This window comes from Roseateles sp. GW821-FHT02E12, assembly GCF_059421665.1.
This window is the reverse complement of record NZ_JBWKVK010000003.1, coordinates 467,536-489,569: the sequence shown is the minus strand read 5'-3', so window position 1 is coordinate 489,569 and position 22,034 is coordinate 467,536. Positions and strand designations below refer to the sequence as shown.

Genomic DNA, 22,034 nt, shown 5'->3' with positions numbered 1-22,034 from the left:
CGGCGCCAGAAGAAAGTCACCAAAGAAGAGGCGCTGAACCGCACTCCATCGCGACGACGCCAGGAGCGTCGCGCGAAAACAGCCTGCTTCATTACGCCCAGACGCGACCCGCTGCGCTCTCGCTGCTGTCCCTATGGCGAGCACCATCCATTGCCCCTTCAAGCCGGTTAACGCCGGCTGCACGCCGGGCTCATCAGGGAATACCGCGTCGCTGGAGCGACGCCCTGGCGGATGCTGGGCAGCGATCGCGTCGCCCGAGCGACGCTGTCTTTGCTTTTCTGATGAGCTCGGCGTGCAGCCGCGCGTTAAGCGGGCAGGCGGTGCGGTGAGCGGCGCTCTTCAAAGGGACAGCAGCGAGAGCGCAGCGGGTCGCGTCTCGGCAGAGCACCGAAGCCGCTTTGTCCCCTGCCCACGGCGCTTGGCGCTCGTGTGCGGTTCAGCGCCTCTTCTTTGGTGACTTTCTTCTGGCGCCGCAGAAGAAAGTTACCCGCCCGCCGGGGCGGAATCCCGGCAACTCGGCCCCGAGTCGTCAGCACAACCGCAAAAGCAACCAAAAACAAATCAGGTCAGGCTCGCCGTCACCCACGGCCCCGTCAACCCATCCAACTCACAGTCCCACAGCGCCTGCGCATCCATCTCGTCAACGACGCCCTCGCCATAAACCTTCAGCGCCAGGCTCCTCAGCATGATCACCATGCCGCGCACAAAAGCCGCGCGCCCCGCCTCACCGGCCACGCCGAGCAGCACCGAGGCATCGAGCTTCACGTAGTCCAGCCCCGCCTGATAAAGCCGCTCGACCTGGGCCAACCCGGCCCCCGCATGCTCAAGCCCCAGCTTGACGCCCAACGGCCGCAACTGCTGCCCCAGCTCCAGCAGCCGCTCGAAATGCTCCGTCGCGGCGGCTTCGGTCAGGTCCAGCAGCAGCGCGCGGGCCGCCTGAGGCCATTGGCCCAGCAACTCGCGCAGCTGCAGCAGGAAACCGGCATCGGCCAGTGAAGCCGGCGCGACGTTGATGCAGCGCGCCCGCCCATCGGCAGCGATGGCCGTGAGCGCCAGGCTCACGGCAAAGAGATCGATCTGAGCCGTCAGCCGCGCCCGGGCGGCCAGCGGCAGCCAGTTCGCGGCGTGCAGGAACTCGGCGTCCAACTGCAATTGCAGCGGGCACTCCAGATGCAGCACGCGGCCGGCACGGTCGCGCACCGGGAATTCAACGAGACGGCCGCGCTGATGATTGACGGCCTCCTGCAGCTGAGCGCGCCACAGGCCCTCGCCCTGCTCGCGGCCGATGCCGGGGTCGGCAACAATCTCGACGACGAAGCCGCCACGCGCTTCGCTCAGATGCTCGGCCCGCGCCAGCGCCGCGTCGGCCTCGCCCAGCCAGACGCCGCTCGGGCGTTCGCGCGGCAGCTCGATGGCGCCCAGCGCCACCTGCACGCCAGGGCCGAAGGCCGGCAGGCTGGCGCGCAGCGCGTCGGCCAGTGCATGCGCCGTCTCGGCAGCCACGCCTTCTGCCGGCAGCCACAACGCGAAGTCGCCGCCGTTGAGCCGGCCGACGCGGCAACCGGCCACCGATTCCGGGTAGGCCTGCAACGCTGTGACGACGGTGAGCAGCACGTCGTCGACGGCGCCGCGTCCCAGGCGCGCGTTCAGCCCGGGCAGGTCGCGCAGGCGCACGAGCACGAGGCCGGCAATCGCCGGGCCGTCGTCGCGCTGCAGGGCCGCATCGAGCTCGGCGAGGAAATGCTTGCGCGTGGACACGCCGGTCAGCGGGTCGTGATGGACCTGCTCGCGCAGCACGAGGAGCTGGCCGGCCTGGGCCTCGAAGAGGTCGCGCACGCGCTGCACCATGGCGTTCATCGCTCGCGTCAGGCGTTGCAGCTCGGGCACACGCGGCTCGGCCACCTGGCCGTAGCTGCCGGAAAGCACGCCTTCGGCCTGGGCCACGGCGGCGTCCAGCGGGCGCCGGATGCGCCGCAGGCCGGCCCAGGCCGCGACGGCCGCGCCGATGCCAACGATGAGCAGCCAGGCCAGCACCTGGCGCGAGCTGCGCCACAGCGCGTCGTGGGCGTAGCTGGAATGGCTCTTCAGCTCGACGGTGCCGATGGCATTCCAGCCGCTGGACACCTGGGCAACGCCGGGCGCTGCCGCTATCGGCAGCAGCGAGCGGAACCAGGCCGGCGCCTGTCCGGACCGGGGCGCCTCGCCGCGCTCGAACAGCGTCTCGCCGCTCGCGCCGCGCCAACGGACGAATTCATAGGCCCCGGTGTCGAACTGGGCGGACACCAGCAGCTTGATGAGTTCGCCATCGCCCTTCTGCTGCGACAGCGCCAGTGCCAGCGTCTGCGCGTTGTCGGCGTTCTTCAGCTCGAGCTGGGTGCGCATCAACTGCCGCGTGGACAGCGTGGACAGGCCGACCGCGCCCACCAGCGCCGCCAGCACCACGCCCAGCACCAGCCAGGCGATCTGCCGCATCAACGACATGAGTCACTCCCCATCACAAGAACCCCTCTGCCTTGACTTTGGCCACCAGCTCGCGCCACAGCGACAGCCGCACCATCGGGTCGCCCGACGTGATCTGGCCTACGCCCTGCCACAGGCCGTCGGTGTTGAAGCTGAACACGGGCGTCAGGTCGGTGCGCTGCGATGCGGGCAGCACCTCGGGCCGCAGGTTGTCCAGAATCAACGGTTCGGCGCCCGGCTGGGCATAGTAGGCCAGCACCATGTGCGCCAGCGACTGGCCCTGCAGCCGCGCTCGCACGTAGACCATGCGCAGCTTGGCCGTTGGCACCCCTGCGGCGGCGAGGCTGAAGTACTTGGCGGCCGCATAGTCCTCGCAGTCGCCGGCGCGCTTGTCCAGGCTCTCCAGCGGCGAGGCCCAGTAGTCCGGCACGCCCCAGGTGACGGCGTCGTCCTTGAAAGCCAGGCGACGGTTGAAGAAGTCGTTGACTTCCTTGAGCCGCTGCAGCTCCTCATGCGTGCCGCTGCGCTCGATCTGCTGCACCAGGGCCTGGGCCTGCTCGACGACCCGCGGCCCGCGGGCCGCGGCCGCCTCCAGCACGCGCGCCGCGTCGTAGGCGGCAGCCGCCAGCAGGGGGCTGGCGACCAGTGCGGCCAGCCACCAGCGGCGCAAGCGGGGATCATGGGCGACGCGAGGCGGGGAAGTGGGCAAGATTGACGGCGGGCTGCTTTGAATTCACTGTACCCGGCCCGATCGCGCCCCCGGCGCCTCTAAGATTTTTGGATGATGCAGAACCCGGCACCTTCCCACGCCCCTGTCAGTCCCGGCGCCCGGACGCAGCAAATCCGCGACGACATCGACCAGTCGCGCCGCCGCGGCCCCTTGCAGCAGATCCAGATCCCACCTTGCCCCGAACTGCTGGCCCAGCTCCAGCAGGCCATGAGCCAGCCGGAGCCCGACCTCAACCTCGTCAGTCGCATCGCCTCCAGCGACGTGGCCATGGCCGCGACGCTGCTGCGCATCGCCAACGGCCCGCTGTTCAAGCCCGTCGGCCTGCCCTGCACCACCGTCGGCCAGGCCATGACACGCATCGGCCTGCGCGAGAGCGTGGCCGTGATGACCGGCTTTCTCGCCCAGCACGCCATCCCCGTCAACGCGCCGCAGCTGGCGCGCTTCTGGGAGCGCAGCACCAAGCGCGCCGTGGCCATGGCCACCATCGCCCAGCAGTTGCCGGGCCTGTCGCCCGACCTGGCGCACAGCTTCGGCCTCTTCCTGCACGTCGGCGTGCCGGTGCTGCTGCAGAGCATGCGCGGCTATGCGGCAACGATGGTGGAGGCCGGTGCGCGCATCGACCGCCCCTACATCGCCACCGAGAACGCCAACCACAAGACCGACCATGCCGTCGTGGGCGCTCTGGTCGTGCGCGTGTGGAACCTGCCGCCGCTGCTGATGGCGGCCATCCGGCTGCACCACGACTTCACGGCCCTGGGCCACGCCGACATCGACCCCGATGTGCACACGCTGGTGGCCGCCGGCCTCATTGCCGAGCACCTGATGCGCCGCCACGAGGGCCTGCCCGAGGACGCCGACTGGGCCAGCCACCACATCGCCGCGATGGACTGGCTGCAAATCGGCTGGGACGAACTGGGCCACTGGGAAGAGGTCGTCACGGCGCAGTTCGACGCCACTTGATGCCCTCACGCTTGCCGCGCCTGCGCGTCCTCGTCCTCGCCGCCATGGTGGTGGCAACACTGGGCGCCCTGGGCTGGTGGGTGTTCGGCCCGCCGGGCGTTGCCGTCGAGCTCACGAAGCGCAGCTGGCGCATGGAGATCGTCATCGAGCGGCTGCGCACCGAGGCCGGCTCGGACTGGTGCGACGAACTGCCGGCCGACGCCCGCGACGTGACCCGGCGCTTGATGGCCGACCCCAAGGGCAAGCGCGCCGAGCCGGCCGAGCATTGCCGCTACACCCAACTCGCCTGGCGCCGCCACTGGATCGCCAAGACCGAAGGGGGCCCCCGGGACCGGCCCGACTGGCCGCGCCCGCCGCTGCGCATGGCGCCGCCCGGCGAGCCAGGCAGCGAGCGCCTGGGCAAGCGCGAGGCTTACTTCGAGGTCGAGTTAAGCGACGGCGGCGACCACATCTGGACCTGCCGTGTCGATGTTGAGCGCTGGAAGCAGCTGCGCGTGGGCCAGCGCTTTCGCATCCCCGTGGACCGCTTCGGCACGGCCGACTGCCCGAAGATGTACGAGTCCAGGCTGTAGCGTTAGCGGAACAGATGCCAGGCAGCGACCAGGACGTTGCCCCAGACCGTGATGTTGAACGTCAGCAGCGTGAAAACGCGCAGGAAGTTCCACAGCTTGCGGGCGCGCTGCAGCGCCTCGTCCGCGCCCGTGAAGACATAAACGCCCATGTACAGCGCCGACGGCAACAAGGTCGCCACCATCACCAGCGCCATCAACCAATAGAAAAAGCTCATGCCGTCATTGTGGCGACACACAGCCCACGTCGGCCTTGACGTTAGCCCGCAGACACCTGGATGTCAGGGTCCTCTCGCCGCGCCCAGCATCTGCCGCCACAGCGGCGCATAGGCCGGGTTGCCGATGCCGTCGCCATGCGCCGTGCGGCGCACGACGGGCAGGTCCAGCGCATGCACCTGGGCGGGCGGCACGCCAAGCGCCCCGTAGGTCCGGGCCAGCGCGTCGGCCTGCGGCTCCTGCCGGTTGTAGGTGGCGTGCCAGCGCTCGGGTGGCGTCGCGCTGCCGCGGCGATACCAGGCCGCCGGCTCGCCGTTCGAGCCTTGGTCCCAGCCGCCCGAGAACATCAGCACGCCGGCCACCGGCCGCGTCTTGGCTAGATAGGCCGCCATGCCGCCGCCCTGTGATTGGCCGGCCAGCACGATGCGGCTCCAGCGGGGTTCGTCGCCTTCGAGGTAGCTGGCCCATTGGCCTGCCGCGTCATGCTCGGCCAGGTAGCGCAGCAGACGCGTCAGCCGCGACACGATGGCATCGGCGGGCTGGTCAGCGATGGGCGCCGCGGCCGCATCGCCCCAGATGCGTTGCTGGCGGAAGGCTGCTGCGCAGCCAGGCTGATCGCGCACGCGCCTGGCCGTGCAGACCTGGGACACGGCGGGCGTGTCGAGATAGGAGACGCCGACGAGCCGATAGCCGCTCGACCTGACCGTCTCGAAGAAGTCCCGCGGCCCGTCGGCCGGTCGGCCGTTGGTGCCAGGCAGCCAGACGAGCAAGGGCTCGGCCACAGCAGGGTCGTAAACGACCCAATGCGGCGACTCGTCGGATGCGAGCCGCGCATCGGTTGCCTGCGGTGCCACCGACAGCGACCGCTGCTGGGCTTGCGCGGTGAGCGCAGCCAGCAGCAGCGCCGCGAGGCCCAGCAGGCGGCGCATCGCCCCGCTTACTTCTTGCGTACCGGCGGCACGTCCGTGCAGGAGCCGTGCGCCACTTCCGCGGCCATGCCCAGGCTCTCACCCAGCGTCGGGTGCGGGTGGATGGTCTTGCCGATGTCCACGGCGTCCGCGCCCATCTCGATGGCCAGCGCGATCTCGCCAATCATGTCGCCGGCATGGGTGCCGACGATGCCGCCGCCAATGATGCGGTGGCTTTCGTCGTCGAAGATCAGCTTGGTGAAGCCTTCGTCGCGGCCGTTGGCGATGGCGCGGCCCGAAGCCGTCCAGGGGAACAAGCCCTTGGTGAACTTGATGCCCTTGGCCTTGGCCTCGTCCTCGGTGATGCCCACCCAGGCCACTTCGGGGTCGGTGTAGGCCACGCTCGGGATCACGCGGGCGTCGAACTGGCTCTTCTTGAGCTTCTCGTCGCCCAGCAGTTCGCCAGCGATGACTTCCGCCGCCACATGGCCTTCATGCACCGCCTTGTGGGCCAGCATGGGCTGGCCGACGATGTCGCCGATGGCGAAGACGCTGGGCACATTGGTGCGCATCTGCACGTCGACCGGGATGAAGCCGCGGTCGCCGACGATGACGCCCGCGTTCTCGGCACCGATCTTCTTGCCGTTGGGCGTGCGGCCCACGGCCTGCAGCACCAGGTCGTAGCGCTGCGGTTCCTTCGGGGCGCCCTCGCCTTCGAAGGTCACGTAGATGCCGTCGGGCTTGGCTTCGGCTCCGACCGTCTTCGTGTTCAACATGATGTTGTCGAAGCGGTGCGCGTTGAACTTCTGCCAGACCTTGACGAGGTCGCGGTCGGCGCCGGTCATCAGCGTAGGCAGCATTTCGACGACGTCCAGGCGCGAGCCCAGCGTCGAGTACACGGTGCCCATTTCCAGGCCGATGATGCCGCCGCCGACGATGAGCATCTTCTCGGCTTCGACCTGCATCTCCAGCGCGCCGGTCGAGTCGACGATGCGCGGGTCGTCGGGCAGGAAGGGCAGGCGCACGGCCTGCGAACCGGCCGCGATGATGAGGCGCTTGAACGCCACGGTCTGCGACGAACCCGTCTTGGCTTGGCTGACCGCACCTTCGGTCGCTTCGACCTTGAGGTTCTGGGCATCCAGCAGCGAGCCGACGCCACGTAGCACGGTCACCTTGCGCATCTTGGCCATGGCCGCGAGGCCGCCGGTCAGCTTGCCGGTGACCTTGTTCTTGTGCGCGCGCAGCTTGGTGATGTCGACCTCGGGCTCGCCGAAAGCCACGCCCAGGTCGGCCATGTGGCTGACCTCATCCATGACGGCCGCCACGTGCAGCAGCGCCTTGGACGGGATGCAGCCGACGTTCAGGCAGACGCCGCCGAGCGTTGCGTAACGCTCGACGATGGCGACCTTCAGGCCCAGGTCGGCGGCGCGGAACGCAGCCGAGTAGCCACCGGGGCCACCGCCGAGGACGACGAGGTCGAAGACTTGGTCGGCGCTGCCGGAGTAGGTCGCGGCGACCGGGGCCGGCGCAGCGGCCACGGGAGCAGGTGCCGCAGCGGCCGGAGCCGGCGCGGGGGCGGCGGCATCAGCCGACTCCAGCGTCAGCACGACCGAGCCCTTGGCGACCTTGTCGCCGATCTTGACGCGCAGCTCCTTCACCACGCCGGCGGTAGACGATGGGATCTCCATCGACGCCTTGTCGCTCTCGACGGTGATGAGGCTCTGCTCGACCTTGACGGTGTCGCCGGGCTTCACCAACACCTCGATGACGCCGACTTCGTCGAAGTCGCCGATGTCCGGAACTTGAACTTCAATGAGTGCCATGAGTCCAGCCCCTCTTACAGCGCGATCCGACGGAAGTCGGACAGCAGCGACGCGAAGTAGACGTTGAAGCGCGCGGCCGCGGCGCCGTCGATGACGCGGTGGTCCCACGACAGCGACAGCGGCAGGATCAGGCGCGGCTGGAAGGCCTTGCCGTCCCACACGGGCTCGATCGAGCTCTTGCAGACGCCCATGATGGACACCTCGGGCGCGTTGATGATGGGCGTGAAGTACTTGCCGCCGATGCCGCCAAGTGACGAGATCGAGAAGCAACCGCCGCTCATGTCCGCCGGACCGAGCTTGCCGTCGCGGGCCTTCTTGGCCAGCTCGCCCATTTCCTGGGTGATCTGGAAGATGCCCTTCTTGTCGGCGTCCTTGATGACGGGCACGACGAGGCCGTTGGGCGTGTCCGCCGCGAAGCCGATGTGGAAGTAGTTCTTCAGCACCAGCGTGTCGCCGTCCAGCGAGCTGTTGAACTCGGGGAACTTCTTCAGCGCCGCGACGGCCGCCTTGATCATGAAGGCGAGCATCGTGACCTTGATGCCGGCCTTCTCGTTCTCCTTGTTCAGCTGGACGCGGAAGGCTTCGAGATCGGTGATGTCGGCATCGTCATGGTTGGTGACGTGCGGGATGACGACCCAGTTGCGATGCAGGTTTGCGCCCGAGATCTTCTTGATGCGCGACAGCTCCTTGCGCTCCACAGACCCGAACTTCTCGAAGTCGACCTTGGGCCAGGCCAGCACGGACAGGCCGCCACCGCCGCCAGCCGCAGGAGCGGGCGCGACAGCCTTTTGCGCCACGGTCTGCACCGTGCCGCTCATGACGGCCTTGACGAAGCCCTGCAAGTCGCTCTCGACGATGCGACCCTTGGCACCGCTGCCCTTCACTTCGGCCAGCGGCACGCCCAACTCGCGGGCGAGCTTGCGGATGCTGGGCGAGGCGTGAGGCAGTTGGCCCGTGGGCGCGGTGGGCTGGTGGGCCGGCAACGCGGCAGCGGGTGCCGCAGCCTTGGCTTCGGCCGCAGCGGCAGCAGGCGCTGCAGCGGCCGGCGCCGGTGCCTGGGCGGGCGCTGCGGCAGGCGCGGGTGCACCACCGGTCGCCGCCACGCGTGCCAGCGGCGAACCCTTCTTGACCTTGTCGCCGACCTTGACGAGCAGTTCCTCGACGACGCCGGCATGCGACGACGGAATCTCCATCGAGGCCTTGTCGCTCTCGACGGTCAACAGGCTTTGCTCGACCTTGACGGTGTCGCCGACCTTCACCAGCAGCTCGATGACGGCCACTTCGTCGAAGTCGCCAATGTCCGGCACTTCGATGGTGACGGGACCGCTGCTTTGCGCAGGGGCCGCCGGTGCAGGCGCGGGTGCAGCTTGCGCGGGTGCCGCAGCGGCAGGCGCCGGAGTTGCCGCCGCGGGCGCGGGCGCAGCAGCACCCTCACCCTCGACGATCACCAGCACGCTGCCTTCCTTGACCTTGTCGCCCACGGCGATCTTGATCTCCTTGACGACGCCAGCCGACGACGACGGGATCTCCATCGATGCCTTGTCGCTCTCGACCGTCACGAGGCTTTGCTCGACCTTGACGGTGTCGCCGACCTTGACCAGCACCTCGATGACGCCGACCTCGTCGAAATCGCCGATGTCGGGAACCTTGACTTCAACCAATGCCATGTTTGTGTCTCCCCCGGGGCTCAGGCGTAGAGCGGGTTGATCTTGTTGACGTCGATGCCGTACTTGGCAATCGCTTCCGACACCTTCTCGACCGGAATCGCACCGTCATCGGCCAGCGCCTTCAGCGCGGCCACGACGATGTAGTGGCGGTTGACCTCGAAGTGCGCGCGCAGCTTGGAACGGAAGTCCGAGCGACCGAAGCCGTCGGTGCCCAGCACCTTGTAGGAACGGCCGCGCGGGATGAAGGCGCGGATCTGCTCGGCGTAGTTCTTCATGTAGTCGGTGGACGCGATGACGGGGCCCTTGGTGTGGCCAAGCTGCTGCGTCACGAAGGGCACGCAGGCCAGCTCCGTCGGGTGCAGCAGGTTCCAACGCTCGGCGTTCTGGCCGTCGCGGGCCAGCTCGTTGAAGCTCGGGCAGCTCCAGACGTTGGCGCCCACGCCCCACTCCTCTTCCAGCAGCTTCTTGGCGGCCTGGCTTTCGCGCAGGATGGTGCCCGAGCCCAGCAGGTTGACGCTGACCGCCTGGCTCGCGTCGGCCTCTTCCAGCAAATACATGCCCTTGAGGATCTGCTCCTCGGTGCCGGCCTTCAGGCCAGGCATCGGGTAGTTCTCGTTCAGCAGGGTGATGTAGTAGTAGACGTTTTCCTGGTCTTCCACCATGCGCTTGAGGCCGCGCTGCATGATGACCGCCACTTCGTGCGCGAAGGTCGGGTCGTAGGAGATGCAGTTGGGGATGGTGCCGGCCAGGATGTGGCTGTGGCCGTCTTCGTGCTGCAGGCCTTCGCCGTTCAGCGTCGTGCGGCCGGACGTGCCGCCCAGCAGGAAGCCACGCGCCTGCATGTCACCCGCCGCCCAGGCCAGGTCGCCGATGCGCTGGAAGCCGAACATCGAGTAGTAGACGTAGAACGGGATCATCACGCGGTTGTTCGTCGAGTACGACGTCGCCGCGGCGATCCAGCTGGCCATGCCGCCCGCTTCGTTGATGCCTTCCTGCAGGATCTGGCCGGCCTTGTCCTCGCGGTAGTACATCACCTGGTCCTTGTCGACCGGGGTGTAGAGCTGACCCTTGGGGTTGTAGATACCGATCTGGCGGAACAGGCCTTCCATGCCGAAGGTGCGGGCCTCGTCGACCAGGATGGGCACGACGCGGGGGCCGAGTTCCTTGTCACGCAGCAGCTGCGTCAGGAAGCGGACGTAGGCCTGGGTCGTCGAGATCTCGCGGCCTTCGGCGGTCGGGTCCAGCACGGCCTGGAAGGTGGCCAGCTCGGGCACCGTGAACTGCTCGTCGGTGCGGGCGCGGCGGCTGGGCAGGTAGCCGCCCAGGGCCTGGCGGCGCTCGTGCAGGTAGCGCATCTCCGGCGTGTCGTCGGCCGGCTTGTAGTACGGCACGCTGGCCAGTTCGCTGTCCGGGATCGGGATGCTGAAGCGGTCGCGGATGTACTTGATGTCCTCGTCTGTCAGCTTCTTGGTCTGGTGGACGGTGTTCTTGCCTTCACCGGCCTTGCCCATGCCATAGCCCTTGACGGTCTTGACCAGCAGCACGGTGGGCTGGCCCGTCTTGGTGTTGTGGGCAGCGTGGAAGGCGGCGTAGACCTTCTCGGGCTCATGGCCGCCGCGGCGCAGGTCGAAGATTTCTTCGTCGCTCATGTGGGCGACGAGCTTGGCGGTCTCGGGGTACTTGCCGAAGAAGTTCTTGCGGACGAAGGCGCCGTCGTTGGCCTTCATGGCCTGGTAGTCGCCGTCCAGCGTTTCCATCATCAGCTGCTTGAGCTTGCCGCTCTTGTCGCGCGCCAGCAGCTCGTCCCAGCCCTTGCCCCAGATCAGCTTGATGACGTTCCAGCCGGCACCGCGGAACTCGCCTTCCAGCTCCTGGATGATCTTGCCGTTGCCACGCACCGGGCCGTCCAGGCGCTGCAGGTTGCAGTTGACGACGAAGACCAGGTTGTCGAGGTTTTCGCGCACGGCCAGGCCGATGGCGCCCAGGCTTTCCGGCTCGTCCATCTCACCGTCACCCATGAAGGCCCAGACCTTGCGGTTCTCGGTATTGGCGATGCCGCGGGCGTGCAGGTACTTCAGGAAGCGCGCCTGGTAGATCGCCATCAGCGGGCCGAGGCCCATGCTGACGGTCGGGAACTGCCAGAAGTTGGGCATCAGCTTCGGGTGCGGGTAGCTGGACAGGCCCTTGCCGTCGACTTCCTGGCGGAAGTTGTCGAGCTGCTCTTCGCTGAGGCGGCCTTCCAGGTAGGCGCGGGCGTAGATGCCGGGCGCGCTGTGGCCCTGGATGTAGAGGCAGTCGCCGCCGTGGTCTTCGCTGGCGGCATGCCAGAAATGGTTGAAGCCGGCGCCGAACATGCTGGCCACCGATGCGAAGGAGCCGATGTGGCCGCCCAGGTCGCCGCCGTCAGCGGGGTGCAGCCGGTTGGCGCGCACCACCATGGCCATCGCGTTCCAGCGCATGTAGGCGCGCAGGCGCTTCTCGATCTGGATGTTGCCGGGGCAGCGGGCTTCGGCGTCGGACTCGATGGTGTTGACGTAGCCGGTGGTGGCCGAGAACGGCAGGTCGATGCTGTGCTGGCGCGCGTGCTCCAGGATCTCTTCGATCAGGAAGTGCGCACGCTCGGCACCTTCACGATCGATGACGGCGGACAGCGCGTCCAGCCACTCTTTGGTTTCCTGCGGATCGACATCGCTCGAGGCGGCGCCTAGAAATTCTTGCGGCTGGGCGGACATGGCCGGGTCTCCTGGTAATTCCGCCTCTAGCGGGCGGAAGTGGGTGTTCTAACAGGTGCCTCATGGGCAGAGAAGCGCAGGCGCTGGCCCGCGAGCGGCCGCAGTGTCTCACAAGCTTTGTCATTTCCCAAATGGTGCGAGACGATTTCTTATTACGAAATTCATCATCTCGACATCGACCCGGATAATTTGCCCATGCCCCCTGTTTCCGCCCCGCCCAACCGAAGCCAACGCTGGATCGCGACGCTGCGCCGCCTGGTCACCACCTGGTGGTTCCGGCAGTCGCCCTCGCGGCAGGACCGCCTGGCCACGCTGGGCCCGCTGATCTCGGTGCTGCTATTCCTGGCGGCCATCATTTCGGCCTTCTGGTACCTGCGCAACGAAGAAATCGAGCGCGAGACCGAGTCGGTCAAGCGCGACACCGAGATCGCCCAGCAGCAGATCCGCCTGCGCCTGATCGAGAACCAGGAGCAGCTGGTGCGCATTGCGCGCGAGGTCGTCACGCGCCAGATCGACGCCCACGAGTTCTCCGCCCAGGCGCAGGCCTTCGCCCGCGAGCGGCCGGAGCTGACGCATGTCACCTGGCTCAGCGCCAAGCGCGAGCGGCGCAGCAGCGTGGGCGCGGCGGGCTTCCAGGCCGACGGGCTGATGTCGGCGGACGGCAACGACCCGTCGATGCCCATGCCCAACCAGTCCAACGCCGCGGCCATCGCCTTCGAAGCGGCGAAGGACCGCCGCCAGCCCGTCTATTCGCCACCCTTCTCCGATGCCAACGGCGTCACCGTCTTCCAGCTGCACATTCCGCTGATCGACCGCGGCGGCTTTGCCGGCGTGCTGATCGCCGAGTACACGGTCGAGGCCCTGCTGCGCTACTACGTGCCCAGCGAGGTGGCCACGCGCCACAGCATCGCCGTGCTCGATTCGCGCGAACAGATCGTCAGCAGCACCGTCACGCCCATGCCGGGCCAGGTACTGCGCCGCGCCTCGCTGCTGCACGACGTGCCGCTCGCGCCGGCGCTGAACGGCCTGGTGCTACGCGGCCAGGGTTGGCGCACGTCCATTGGCCTCATCAACAACGCCCTGTTCTGGCTGGTGCTGGCGCTCGCGGGCATGACGGTGTGGATGCTGCTGGGCACCTGGCGTCACATGCGCCGGCGCACGCAGATCCAGAACGCGCTGACGCTGGAGACCAACTTCCGCCGCGCCATGGAGAACTCCATGCTGACCGGCATGCGCGCCATGGACATGGACACGCGCATCACCTACGTGAACCCGGCCTTCTGTGCGATGACGGGCTTCTCGGAGGCCGACCTCGTGGGCCGCACGCCGCCCTACCCGTTCTGGCCGTCTGACCGCCGTGAAGAGAACGCGCGCCTGCTGCAGCAGGAACTGCAGGGCCGTAGCCCGTCGGGTGGCGTCGAGGTCAAGATCCAGCGCAAGGACGGCAGCCAGTTCGACGCCCGCGTCTATGTGTCGCCCCTGGTGGACACCAAGGGCAAGCAGACAGGTTGGATGACCTCGATGACCAACATCACCGAGGCCAAGCGGGTGCGCGACCAGTTGTCGGCGTCGCACGAGCGCTTCACCACGGTGCTGGAAGGCCTGGACGCAGCCGTGTCGGTGCTGTCCGTGCAGCCGCCCGAGCTGCTGTTCGCCAACCGCAGCTACCGCCTGTGGTTCGGTGCTGACCCGGCCGGCCACGCGCTGCTGGCCGGCGGCCATCTGCTGGGCACGACGAGCCGGCGCGGCGGCCTGGGCGATGGCGCGGACGAAGTCGACGACTACTCCGGCCTGCCCGCCGAGGCGCTGACCGAGACCGGCTCCGACCCGCGCGAGGTTTATGTCGAGTCGCTGGCCATGTGGTTCGACGTGCGCGCCCGCTACCTGCAGTGGACCGACGGGCGCCTGGCGCAGATGCTGATTGCCACCGACATCACGATGCGCCGCCACGCCGAGGCCCAGGCCGCGCTGCAGGCCGACAAGGCCCAGGTCACGAGCCGGCTGATGACCATGGGCGAGATGGCCTCCAGCGTCGCCCACGAGCTGAACCAGCCGCTGACGGCCATCACCAACTACTGCAACGGCATGGTCAGCCGCGTGCGCAACGACAGCATCGACAAGGATGCGCTGATGGCCGCGCTGACCAAGACGGCCAAGCAGGCCGAGCGGGCCGGCCAGATCATTCACCGCATCCGCAACTTCGTGAAGCGCAGCGAGCCGCAGCGCCAACCAGCCAACGCGGCGGACATCGTCGAGGACGCGGTGGAGCTGGCCGGCATCGAGCTGCGCCGCCGCAACGTGGCCATCCACACCTATGTGGCCCAGCGCCTGCCGCAGCTGATGGTGGACCCCATCCTGATCGAGCAGGTGCTGATGAACCTGCTGAAGAACGCCGCCGAAGCCATCGACAACGCTTCGCTGCCGACCTCCCGCCGCCACATCGAGCTGCGCGTGATTCCCAAGCACAGCGCCGAGCTGGGCGGGCAGATCGAGTTCTCGGTGACCGACATGGGGCCGGGTTTGCCCGATGAGGTGCTGTCCCGGATGTATGAGGCCTTCTTCTCGACAAAAGCCGACGGATTGGGCATCGGATTAGGGTTATGCCGGTCTATCGTCGAGTCCCACCAGGGCCGGATAAAAGCCGAGAACCTCTACAATGGTTCCTTGGTCGTTGGTTGCCGATTCGCATTCACGATTCCCGTCACCATCACCTCAGAACACCTGCGTCAGGACGCCTCCCAAGGCGCTCCCGGCAGCGCTCCGAGAACCGAACCTACAGCACCATGAGCTTGATCCCGAAGAAGGGCAACGTCTACGTTGTCGATGATGACGAAGCGGTCCGCGACTCCCTGCAATGGCTGCTCGAAGGCAAGGACTACCGGGTCAAGTGCTTTGACTCCGCGGAATCCTTCCTCGCCCGCTACGACCCCCGCGAGGTCGCCTGCCTGATTGCCGACATCCGCATGGACGGCATGACCGGCCTGGAACTCCAGGACCGCCTCATCGAGCGCAAGAGCCCCCTGCCCATCGTCTTCATCACCGGCCACGGCGACGTGCCCATGGCGGTGCAGACGATGAAGAAGGGCGCGATGGACTTCATCGAGAAGCCCTTCAAGGAAGAAGAGCTGCTGGCCCTGGTGGAGCGCATGCTCGACCAGGCCCGCGAGGCCTTCTCCAGCCACCAGGAAGCCGCCAGCCGCGACGCGCTGCTGGCCCGCCTGACGACGCGTGAAGCGCAAGTGCTGGAGCGCATCGTCGCCGGCCGCCTGAACAAGCAGATCGCCGACGACCTCGGCATCAGCATCAAGACGGTCGAGGCCCACCGCGCCAACATCATGGAAAAGCTCAACGCCAACACGGTGGCGGACCTGCTCAAGATTGCCTTGGGCGCAACCGCCAAGGCTTGAGTACTTGATTTACCTGAGAGGCCGCTGCTGAAGCGGCCTTTTTGCTTTTTGGAGTTCCTTCTCATGACCGCCCAACTCATCGACGGCCTCGCCCTCTCCAAGTCCATCCGCGCTGAAGTCGCCACACGCGCCGCGGCGCTGACCGCCCAGGGTGTCCAGCCCGGCCTGGCCGTCGTCATCGTCGGCGACGACCCGGCCAGCCATGTCTATGTGCGCAACAAGGTCAAGGCCTGTGCCGACGCCGGCCTGCACTCGGTGCTCGAGAAGTACGAAGCCAGCTTCAGCGAGGCCGAGCTGCTGGCCCGCATCGATGCGCTGAACGCCGACCCGGCCATCCACGGCATCCTGGTGCAGATGCCGCTGCCCAAGCACATCAACCCCCACAAGGTCATCGAGGCCATCGCGACCACCAAGGACGTCGACGGCTATTCGACGCTGAGCGCCGGTGAGCTGATGACGCAGCTGCCGGGCTTCCGCCCCTGCACGCCCTATGGCTGCATGAAGCTCATCGAGAGCACCGGCTTCGACCTGCGCGGCAAGCACGCCGTCGTCATCGGTCGCAGCAACACCGTCGGCAAGCCCATGGCCCTGCTGCTGCTGCAGGCCAACGCCACCGTCACCGTCTGCCACAGCGCCACGCCCGACATCGGCCACCACACTCGCCAGGCCGACGTCGTCGTCGCCGCCGTGGGCCGCCGCAACATGCTGACCGCCGACATGGTCAAGCCTGGTGCCGTCGTCATCGACGTTGGCATCAACCGCAACGACGAGGGCAAGCTCTGCGGCGACGTCGACTTCGGCGGCGTCAAGGAAGTTGCCGGCTTTATCACCCCTGTGCCCGGTGGGGTCGGTCCTATGACCATTGCCATGTTGCTGGTGAACACGCTTGAATCCGCTGAGCGCAGCCTCAAGTCGAATTGATATGACCAATCCCCTGCTCTCCACCGCCGCCCTGCCCGACTTCGCGGCCATCCAGCCCGAGCACGTGCAGCCGGCCATCCAGCAACTGCTGGCCGCCGCCCAGGTGGCGCTCGACGAGGCCACCAAGCCCGAGACGCCCGCCGACTACGACGCGCTGTCACGCATCCTCGACACCAGCACCGAGCATCTGGGCGCCGCCTGGGGCGCCGTCGGCCACCTCAACGCCGTGGCCGACACGCCCGCGCTGCGAGAGGCCTACAACGCAATGCTGCCGGCCGTCACCGAGTTCAGCACGGCGATGGGCGCGAATGAAGCGCTGTTCGCCAAGTACAAGGCCGTCGTGGCGGCGCAGGGCTCCGCACTGAGCGCGCCGCGCCAGCAGGTGCTCAAGCACGCCATCCGCAACTTCGTGCTGTCCGGCGCCGAGCTGCAGGGCGCGGCCCGCGAGCGCTACGCGGCCATCCAGGAACGCAGCGCCGAGCTGCAACAGCAGTTCAGCGAGCATGTGCTGGACGCCACCGACGGCTGGAGCTACATCGCCTCCGCCGACGAACTGGCTGGCGTGCCCCAGGACGTGCTGGACGCCACCAAGCTGGACGACGGTGGCCACAAGCTGACGCTGCACTTCCCGGTCTACCTGCCCGTCATGCAGTACGCCGAGAACCGCGAGTTGCGCGAAAAGCTCTACCGCGCCTACGTGACCCGCGCGAGTGAGTCCGGCAAGCCGGAGTGGGACAACACCGCCGCCATGCGCGAGATCGTCGCGCTGCGCCAGGAAGAGGCCCAGCTGCTGGGCTACGCCAGCTTCGCCGAGGTGTCGCTGGCGCCCAAGATGGCGTCCACACCGGCCGAGGTAACGACCTTCCTCAGCGACCTCGCCAAGCGCGCCCGCCCCTTCGCCGAGAAAGACCTGGCCGAGCTGCGCGAGTTCGCCAAGGGACAGCCGCTGGAGTCCTGGGACGTGTCCTACTGGAGCGAGAAGCTCAAGGAAGCCCGCTACGCCTTCAGCGACCAGACGGTGAAGCAGTACTTCACGGCTACCCAGGTCGTCCCCGGCCTGTTCTCCATCATCGAGCGCCTCTTTGACGTGTCGATCTCCGAAGCCCAGGCCTCGGTCTGGCACGAGACCGTCAAGTTCTACGAGATGCGCCGCGGCGGGCAGCTCATCGCCCAGTTCTACCTCGACCTCTACGCCCGCACGGGCAAGCGCCCCGGCGCCTGGATGGACGAAGTGCGCAGCCGCTGGCTCAAGCCAGGCGGCGAGCAGCAAACGCCGGTTGCGCTGCTGACCTGCAACTTCGCCTCGCCCGTTGGCGACAAGCCCGCGTTGCTGACGCACGACGACGTCATCACCCTCTTCCACGAATTCGGCCACGGCCTGCATCACATGCTGACGCAGGTGAACGACCTCGGCGTGTCCGGCATCTCCGGCGTGGAGTGGGATGCTGTCGAGCTGCCCAGCCAGTTCATGGAGAACTTCTGCTGGGAGTGGGACGTGCTGCAGCAGTTGAGCGGCCATGTCGACAGCGGCGAGCCGTTGCCGCGCGACCTGTTCGACAAGATGATCGCCGCCAAGAACTTCCAGAGCGGGCTGATGACGCTGCGCCAGATCGAGTTCGCGTTGTTCGACATGCGCCTGCATGGCCAGCCCGGCGCGGAAGCCGATGTGCAGAAGGTGCTGGACGAAGTGCGCGCCGAAGTCGCCGTGCTGATCCCGCCCGCCTTCAACCGCTTCCAGCACAGCTTCTCGCACATCTTTGCGGGTGGCTACGCGGCCGGCTACTACAGCTACAAGTGGGCTGAACTGCTCAGCGCCGACGCCTGGAGCGCCTTCGAGGAGGAAGGCGTGTTCAACGCCGCCACCGGCAAGCGCTTCTTGAACGAGGTGCTGGAGCAAGGCGGGGCGCGCGACGCCATCGACAACTTCAAGGCCTTCCGCGGCCGCGAGCCGAAGATCGATGCGCTGCTTCGCCATCAGGGCATGAGCTGATGCTCACGCAGCCCGCGTCGCCGAGACTGCGGGCATGCGAATACAACGACTCTTCGCCGCCGCCCTGCTCACGCTGGGCGGCGGCGCCGTTTCTGCCCAGGCCCTGCTCGTCCACAACGCCCGCGGGCTGACCCTCGACGAGCGCGGCCGCGTCATCCGGTTCGACGCAATGCAGGTCGGCGCCGATGGCCGCGTGCTGGCCATTGGCACGCTGAAGGAACTCCCGTCCGGCGAAGTGCGGCGCATCGACGCCGGCGGCCGCGTGCTGATGCCCGGCCTCATCGACGCCCACGGCCATGTGCTGTCACTCGGCGCCGCGCGGCGCAGCCTGCAGCTGCGCGACACGGCCGACCTGGCGGCGGCGCTGGCCGCGATCAAGTCGCATGCCGAAGCGCGACCGCAAGCGGCGTGGATCACCGGCGGCGGCTGGAACCAGGCGGCGTGGAAGCTCGGCCGCTTCCCAACCGCGGCCGAGCTCGACTCGGCAGAGAGCCTGCGCCCCGCCTGGCTGTCCCGCGTTGACGGCCACGCCGGCTGGGCCAACAGCCGCGCGCTGCAACTGGCCGGCATCACGCGCGACACGCCCGACCCGGCCGGCGGCCGCATCGAGCGCGACGCGAACGGCGAAGCCACCGGCGTGCTCATCGACGCAGCCATGGGCTTGGTCGAACGCCATGTGCCGGCTGACGACACAGCCGAACTCGCCGCCAACCTCGACACCGCCGAGCGCGAGTTGCTGTCGCTGGGCATCACCAGCGCACACGACGCCGGCATCTCGGCCGCTGCCGATCAGTTGCTGCGCCAACGCGCTGCAGCCGGCCAGCTGAAGCTGCGCATCTACGGCATGGCCCGGGGCAGCGACGAGGCCTTCATGACGCGGCTGCGCACCGCCGGCCCCTTGCTCGACGCAGGCGACGGCCGCTACACGCTGCGTGCCGTGAAGCTCTTCGCCGACGGCGCCCTGGGCAGCCGCGGCGCGGCGCTGCTCGCGCCCTACAGCGACGCCCCGGCCACGCGCGGCCTGCTGTTTCGCAGCGATACCGAGCTGCTGGCGCAGATGCGCGCCGCGGCGCGTGCGGGTTTCCAGGTCAACGTCCACGCCATCGGCGACGCGGCCAACCGCCAGGCGCTGGCCGGCCTCGAAGCGCTGGCCAAGGAGATGGGCGCCCGCAGCACGGCGCTGCGCCACCGCATCGAGCATGCCCAGGTCATCGCGCTGGCCGACATCCCGCGCTTCGCCAAAGGCCAGGTCATCGCCTCCATCCAGCCCACGCACGCCACGTCGGACATGAACATGGCCGAGGACCGCGTCGGGGCCCAGCGCATCCAGGGCGCCTATGCCTGGCAGCGCCTGCTCAAGAGCGGCGCGCGCCTGGCCTGCGGCTCGGACTTCCCCGTCGAGGAGCCCAACCCCTGGGCGGGCCTCTACGCCGCCGTCACGCGTGAGGACGCCGCCGGCAAACCCATCGGCGGCTGGTACCGCCAGCAGGCACTCAACCCCGTGCAGGCGCTGGACTGCTTCACGCGCGGCGCGGCCTTCGCGGCCCATGCCGAGAAGGACGTCGGCTCGCTCACGCCCGGCCACCGCGCCGACTTCATCCTCGTCGACCGCGACCCGCTGACCTCGTCACCCGCAGCCCTGCTCAAGACCCGCGTGCTGCAGACCTGGGTCGGCGGCAAGCTCGTCCACACCTCGGAGCCTTGAACCTCATGCGCTACATCGCCCTCTGGCGCGGCATCAACGTCGGCAAGGCCAAGCGCCTTGCGATGGCCGATCTGAAAGCCCTGCTCACGGAGCTTGGCGCCACCGACGTCAAGACGCTGCTGAACAGCGGCAACGCCGTGTTCGACATCAAGAAGAAGCTCAGCGCCGACAAGATCCGCGCGGCCGTCCTCGACAAGCTGGGTGTCGACGCTTTCGTCATCCTGAAGACGGCGGCCGAATGGTCAGCCATCGCGGCGGGCCACGGCATCGACGAGGCGGATGACCCCAGCCGCCTGCTCGTCGCCGTCACAACGGACGCGGCGGCGCTGCAGGCCGCGGCAGCCATCACCGGCCAGGGCAGCGAGCGCTTTGTCGTCACCGAGCATGCGGCCTACCTGTGGTGCGCCCACGGCATCCTGGAAAGCAAGGCCGCCGTCGCGCTGCTGAAGAAGCTCGGCGACACCGGCACCACGCGCAACTGGGCCACGGTGGAAAAGCTGAACGCCCTCGCGAACGCCTGACTGTGGACGATGGCGGAGTCGAGGCAATTCGCCACATGCGACTGGCAACGCTGCGTCCTGCAGAAGACGCGCGCCGCCGACACGCGGGCGTTCGTCAAGGAACCATGGGCCCAGTCACTGCTGGCCCGCGTGATTGCTCAAGCGGACGATGCGGCGTGAGCTTGCGCTGATCGACTGCGGGGAACACCTGCGCCACTCGCCACGGAATTTCCTGTCCTCAATCCATCCCTTTGCGCGGGCAGATGAGGTACTTCGCCCCCGTGGCCCGCTGGCCATAGGCCTCGATCCACTTCGGATCCAACGCCTCGGCAAGAGACAACTCTCCTGCGTACCGGCTCGCGAAAGTCGTCTTCAACTCAGCGGCTACGCGCTGCTTGAGGCGAAGCGCGGCCTCAGGCCCGATCTTCTGCAGGAACGGGAAGACCAGCCAGCCGCCCATCCCCCATGCCATTCCGAAGTTGCGGTTGAACTCGGTGGGCCGCGTGTCGAGACCGCCGTACAGGTAGACCTGCTTGTGCGTTGTCGAGCCGTACCGGCTGTACTCCTTGGCCGCTCTGCTGATTGCCGCTTCCATGCACCCGAGGATCTGGCCGGCCAGCGGCCCTCCTCCGGTCGCATCGAAGGCAATCGTCGCGCCCGTAGCCACAAAAGCCTCGGTCAGGTCCTGCAGGAAAGTCTCGGAGCTGGCATCGCACACGTGCTGCGCACCCAGCGACTTCAGCAGGTCGACCTGCTCCGCTCTGCGCACAATGTTCACAAGACCGATGCCGTCTTGCTGGCAGATTCGATGGAGCATCTGCCCGAGGTTTGACGCAGCAGCGGTGTGCACGAGAGCGGTATGACCTTCTCGTCGCATCGTCTCCACCATGCCCAGCGCCGTCAGCGGATTGACGAAACTGGAAGCACCGTCGGCCGCCGTGGCGCCGTCCGGGAGCACCAGGCACTGCTCGGTTGGCAAGGTCCTGTACTGCGCGTACATGCCACCGCCGAGCATGGCCACGGTCTTGCCCAAAAGCGCCTGAGCCTCGGGAGAACTGCCCGCCGCGATGACCAGGCCGGCGCCTTCGTTCCCGACGGGCAGCGAAGCGCCAACTCGGCCGGCCATGCTCTTCAGCGCCGCCTCAGGAATTCGGGCGACGACAACCGGGAGTTCCGACGTTCCCGACACTGCAACCGACCTCAGATCGGCGGCACCAAAGAGCAAACCGATGTCGGAAGGATTGATCGGTGCCGCCTCCACCCGTACCACCACCTCGCCACTCGCCGGCTGCGAGACCGGGACGCTGTCGAGCGACAGGGACAGTTCTCCCGTCGGCTTGACCAGGGAGCGCAGTTGCAGCCCGGTGCTTGGAGCTTGAATAGGCATTCGATGTCCCTCGACGTAGGTGAGCAGCTCTTGAGCGAGGCGCCCTGCAGCCCATTTGC

Annotated in this window: 16 protein-coding genes; 8 read left to right on the top strand and 8 right to left on the bottom strand. The window is 67.8% G+C overall.

The window, feature by feature from the left end:
* Window positions 1-561: 561 nt before the first annotated feature.
* Together AC07V5_RS20135 and AC07V5_RS20130 are read right to left on the bottom strand one after the other, a co-directional pair.
* Window positions 562-2,481: a bifunctional diguanylate cyclase/phosphodiesterase gene (locus AC07V5_RS20135; protein ID WP_495117489.1), complete on the bottom strand. Its 1,920-nt coding sequence runs from the start codon at window positions 2,479-2,481 to the stop codon at window positions 562-564.
* A gap of 13 nt (window positions 2,482-2,494) precedes the next feature.
* On the bottom strand, window positions 2,495-3,130 hold the full coding sequence (locus AC07V5_RS20130) for a transglutaminase-like cysteine peptidase (protein ID WP_495117488.1): 636 nt from the start codon (window positions 3,128-3,130) through the stop codon (window positions 2,495-2,497).
* A 111-nt stretch (window positions 3,131-3,241) separates the two neighbouring features.
* On the opposite strand from AC07V5_RS20130, the gene AC07V5_RS20125 reads away from it, so the two are divergent.
* Together AC07V5_RS20125 and AC07V5_RS20120 are read left to right on the top strand one after the other, a co-directional pair.
* Window positions 3,242-4,150, top strand: a complete 909-nt coding sequence (locus AC07V5_RS20125) for an HDOD domain-containing protein (protein ID WP_495117487.1) — start codon at window positions 3,242-3,244, stop codon at window positions 4,148-4,150.
* Window positions 4,150-4,722 carry a hypothetical protein gene (locus AC07V5_RS20120; RefSeq protein WP_495117486.1) on the top strand — a complete coding sequence of 191 codons (573 nt, stop codon included), beginning with the start codon at window positions 4,150-4,152 and terminating at the stop codon, window positions 4,720-4,722. The genes AC07V5_RS20125 and AC07V5_RS20120 overlap by 1 nt, the downstream gene beginning before the upstream one ends.
* 2 nt (window positions 4,723-4,724) lie before the next feature.
* On the opposite strand, the gene AC07V5_RS20115 is transcribed toward AC07V5_RS20120, so the two are convergent.
* The 5 genes from AC07V5_RS20115 to aceE all read right to left on the bottom strand — a co-directional run bounded on the left by AC07V5_RS20115 (window position 4,725) and on the right by aceE (window position 12,065).
* Entirely contained in the window at window positions 4,725-4,937 is a 213-nt protein-coding gene (locus tag AC07V5_RS20115) for a hypothetical protein (RefSeq protein WP_495117485.1), read from the bottom strand.
* A 63-nt stretch (window positions 4,938-5,000) separates the two neighbouring features.
* A complete protein-coding gene (locus AC07V5_RS20110) occupies window positions 5,001-5,864 on the bottom strand; it encodes a BPSS1187 family protein (protein WP_495117484.1) in 864 nt (287 codons plus the stop codon).
* Between the two features lie 8 nt (window positions 5,865-5,872).
* Window positions 5,873-7,666, bottom strand: a complete 1,794-nt coding sequence (gene lpdA, locus AC07V5_RS20105) for a dihydrolipoyl dehydrogenase (protein WP_495117483.1) — start codon at window positions 7,664-7,666, stop codon at window positions 5,873-5,875.
* 14 nt (window positions 7,667-7,680) lie between these two features.
* Entirely contained in the window at window positions 7,681-9,333 is a 1,653-nt protein-coding gene (gene aceF, locus AC07V5_RS20100) for a dihydrolipoyllysine-residue acetyltransferase (RefSeq protein WP_495117482.1), read from the bottom strand.
* 20 nt (window positions 9,334-9,353) lie between these two features.
* On the bottom strand, window positions 9,354-12,065 hold the full coding sequence (gene aceE, locus AC07V5_RS20095) for a pyruvate dehydrogenase (acetyl-transferring), homodimeric type (protein WP_495117481.1): 2,712 nt from the start codon (window positions 12,063-12,065) through the stop codon (window positions 9,354-9,356).
* Window positions 12,066-12,260: 195 nt separating this feature from the next.
* Between aceE and AC07V5_RS20090 the strand changes: the two genes are divergently transcribed.
* The 6 genes from AC07V5_RS20090 to AC07V5_RS20065 all read left to right on the top strand — a co-directional run bounded on the left by AC07V5_RS20090 (window position 12,261) and on the right by AC07V5_RS20065 (window position 20,609).
* Window positions 12,261-14,852, top strand: coding sequence for a PAS domain S-box protein (locus AC07V5_RS20090; protein WP_495117480.1), 2,592 nt, complete (start codon window positions 12,261-12,263; stop codon window positions 14,850-14,852).
* On the top strand, window positions 14,849-15,472 hold the full coding sequence (locus AC07V5_RS20085; RefSeq protein WP_056195018.1) for a response regulator transcription factor: 624 nt from the start codon (window positions 14,849-14,851) through the stop codon (window positions 15,470-15,472). Before AC07V5_RS20090 ends, AC07V5_RS20085 begins: the two co-directional genes overlap by 4 nt.
* A gap of 63 nt (window positions 15,473-15,535) precedes the next feature.
* Window positions 15,536-16,393, top strand: a complete 858-nt coding sequence (gene folD, locus AC07V5_RS20080) for a bifunctional methylenetetrahydrofolate dehydrogenase/methenyltetrahydrofolate cyclohydrolase FolD (RefSeq protein WP_495117479.1) — start codon at window positions 15,536-15,538, stop codon at window positions 16,391-16,393.
* Window position 16,394: 1 nt separating this feature from the next.
* Window positions 16,395-18,383, top strand: a complete 1,989-nt coding sequence (locus AC07V5_RS20075) for a M3 family metallopeptidase (protein WP_495117478.1) — start codon at window positions 16,395-16,397, stop codon at window positions 18,381-18,383.
* A 34-nt stretch (window positions 18,384-18,417) separates the two neighbouring features.
* Window positions 18,418-20,088 carry an amidohydrolase gene (locus AC07V5_RS20070; RefSeq protein ID WP_495117477.1) on the top strand — a complete coding sequence of 557 codons (1,671 nt, stop codon included), beginning with the start codon at window positions 18,418-18,420 and terminating at the stop codon, window positions 20,086-20,088.
* Window positions 20,089-20,093: 5 nt separating this feature from the next.
* A complete protein-coding gene (locus AC07V5_RS20065) occupies window positions 20,094-20,609 on the top strand; it encodes a DUF1697 domain-containing protein (RefSeq protein ID WP_495117476.1) in 516 nt (171 codons plus the stop codon).
* A 217-nt stretch (window positions 20,610-20,826) separates the two neighbouring features.
* On the opposite strand, the gene AC07V5_RS20060 is transcribed toward AC07V5_RS20065, so the two are convergent.
* Window positions 20,827-21,975, bottom strand: coding sequence for a zinc-binding dehydrogenase (locus AC07V5_RS20060; protein WP_495117475.1), 1,149 nt, complete (start codon window positions 21,973-21,975; stop codon window positions 20,827-20,829).
* Window positions 21,976-22,034 lie beyond the last annotated feature (59 nt).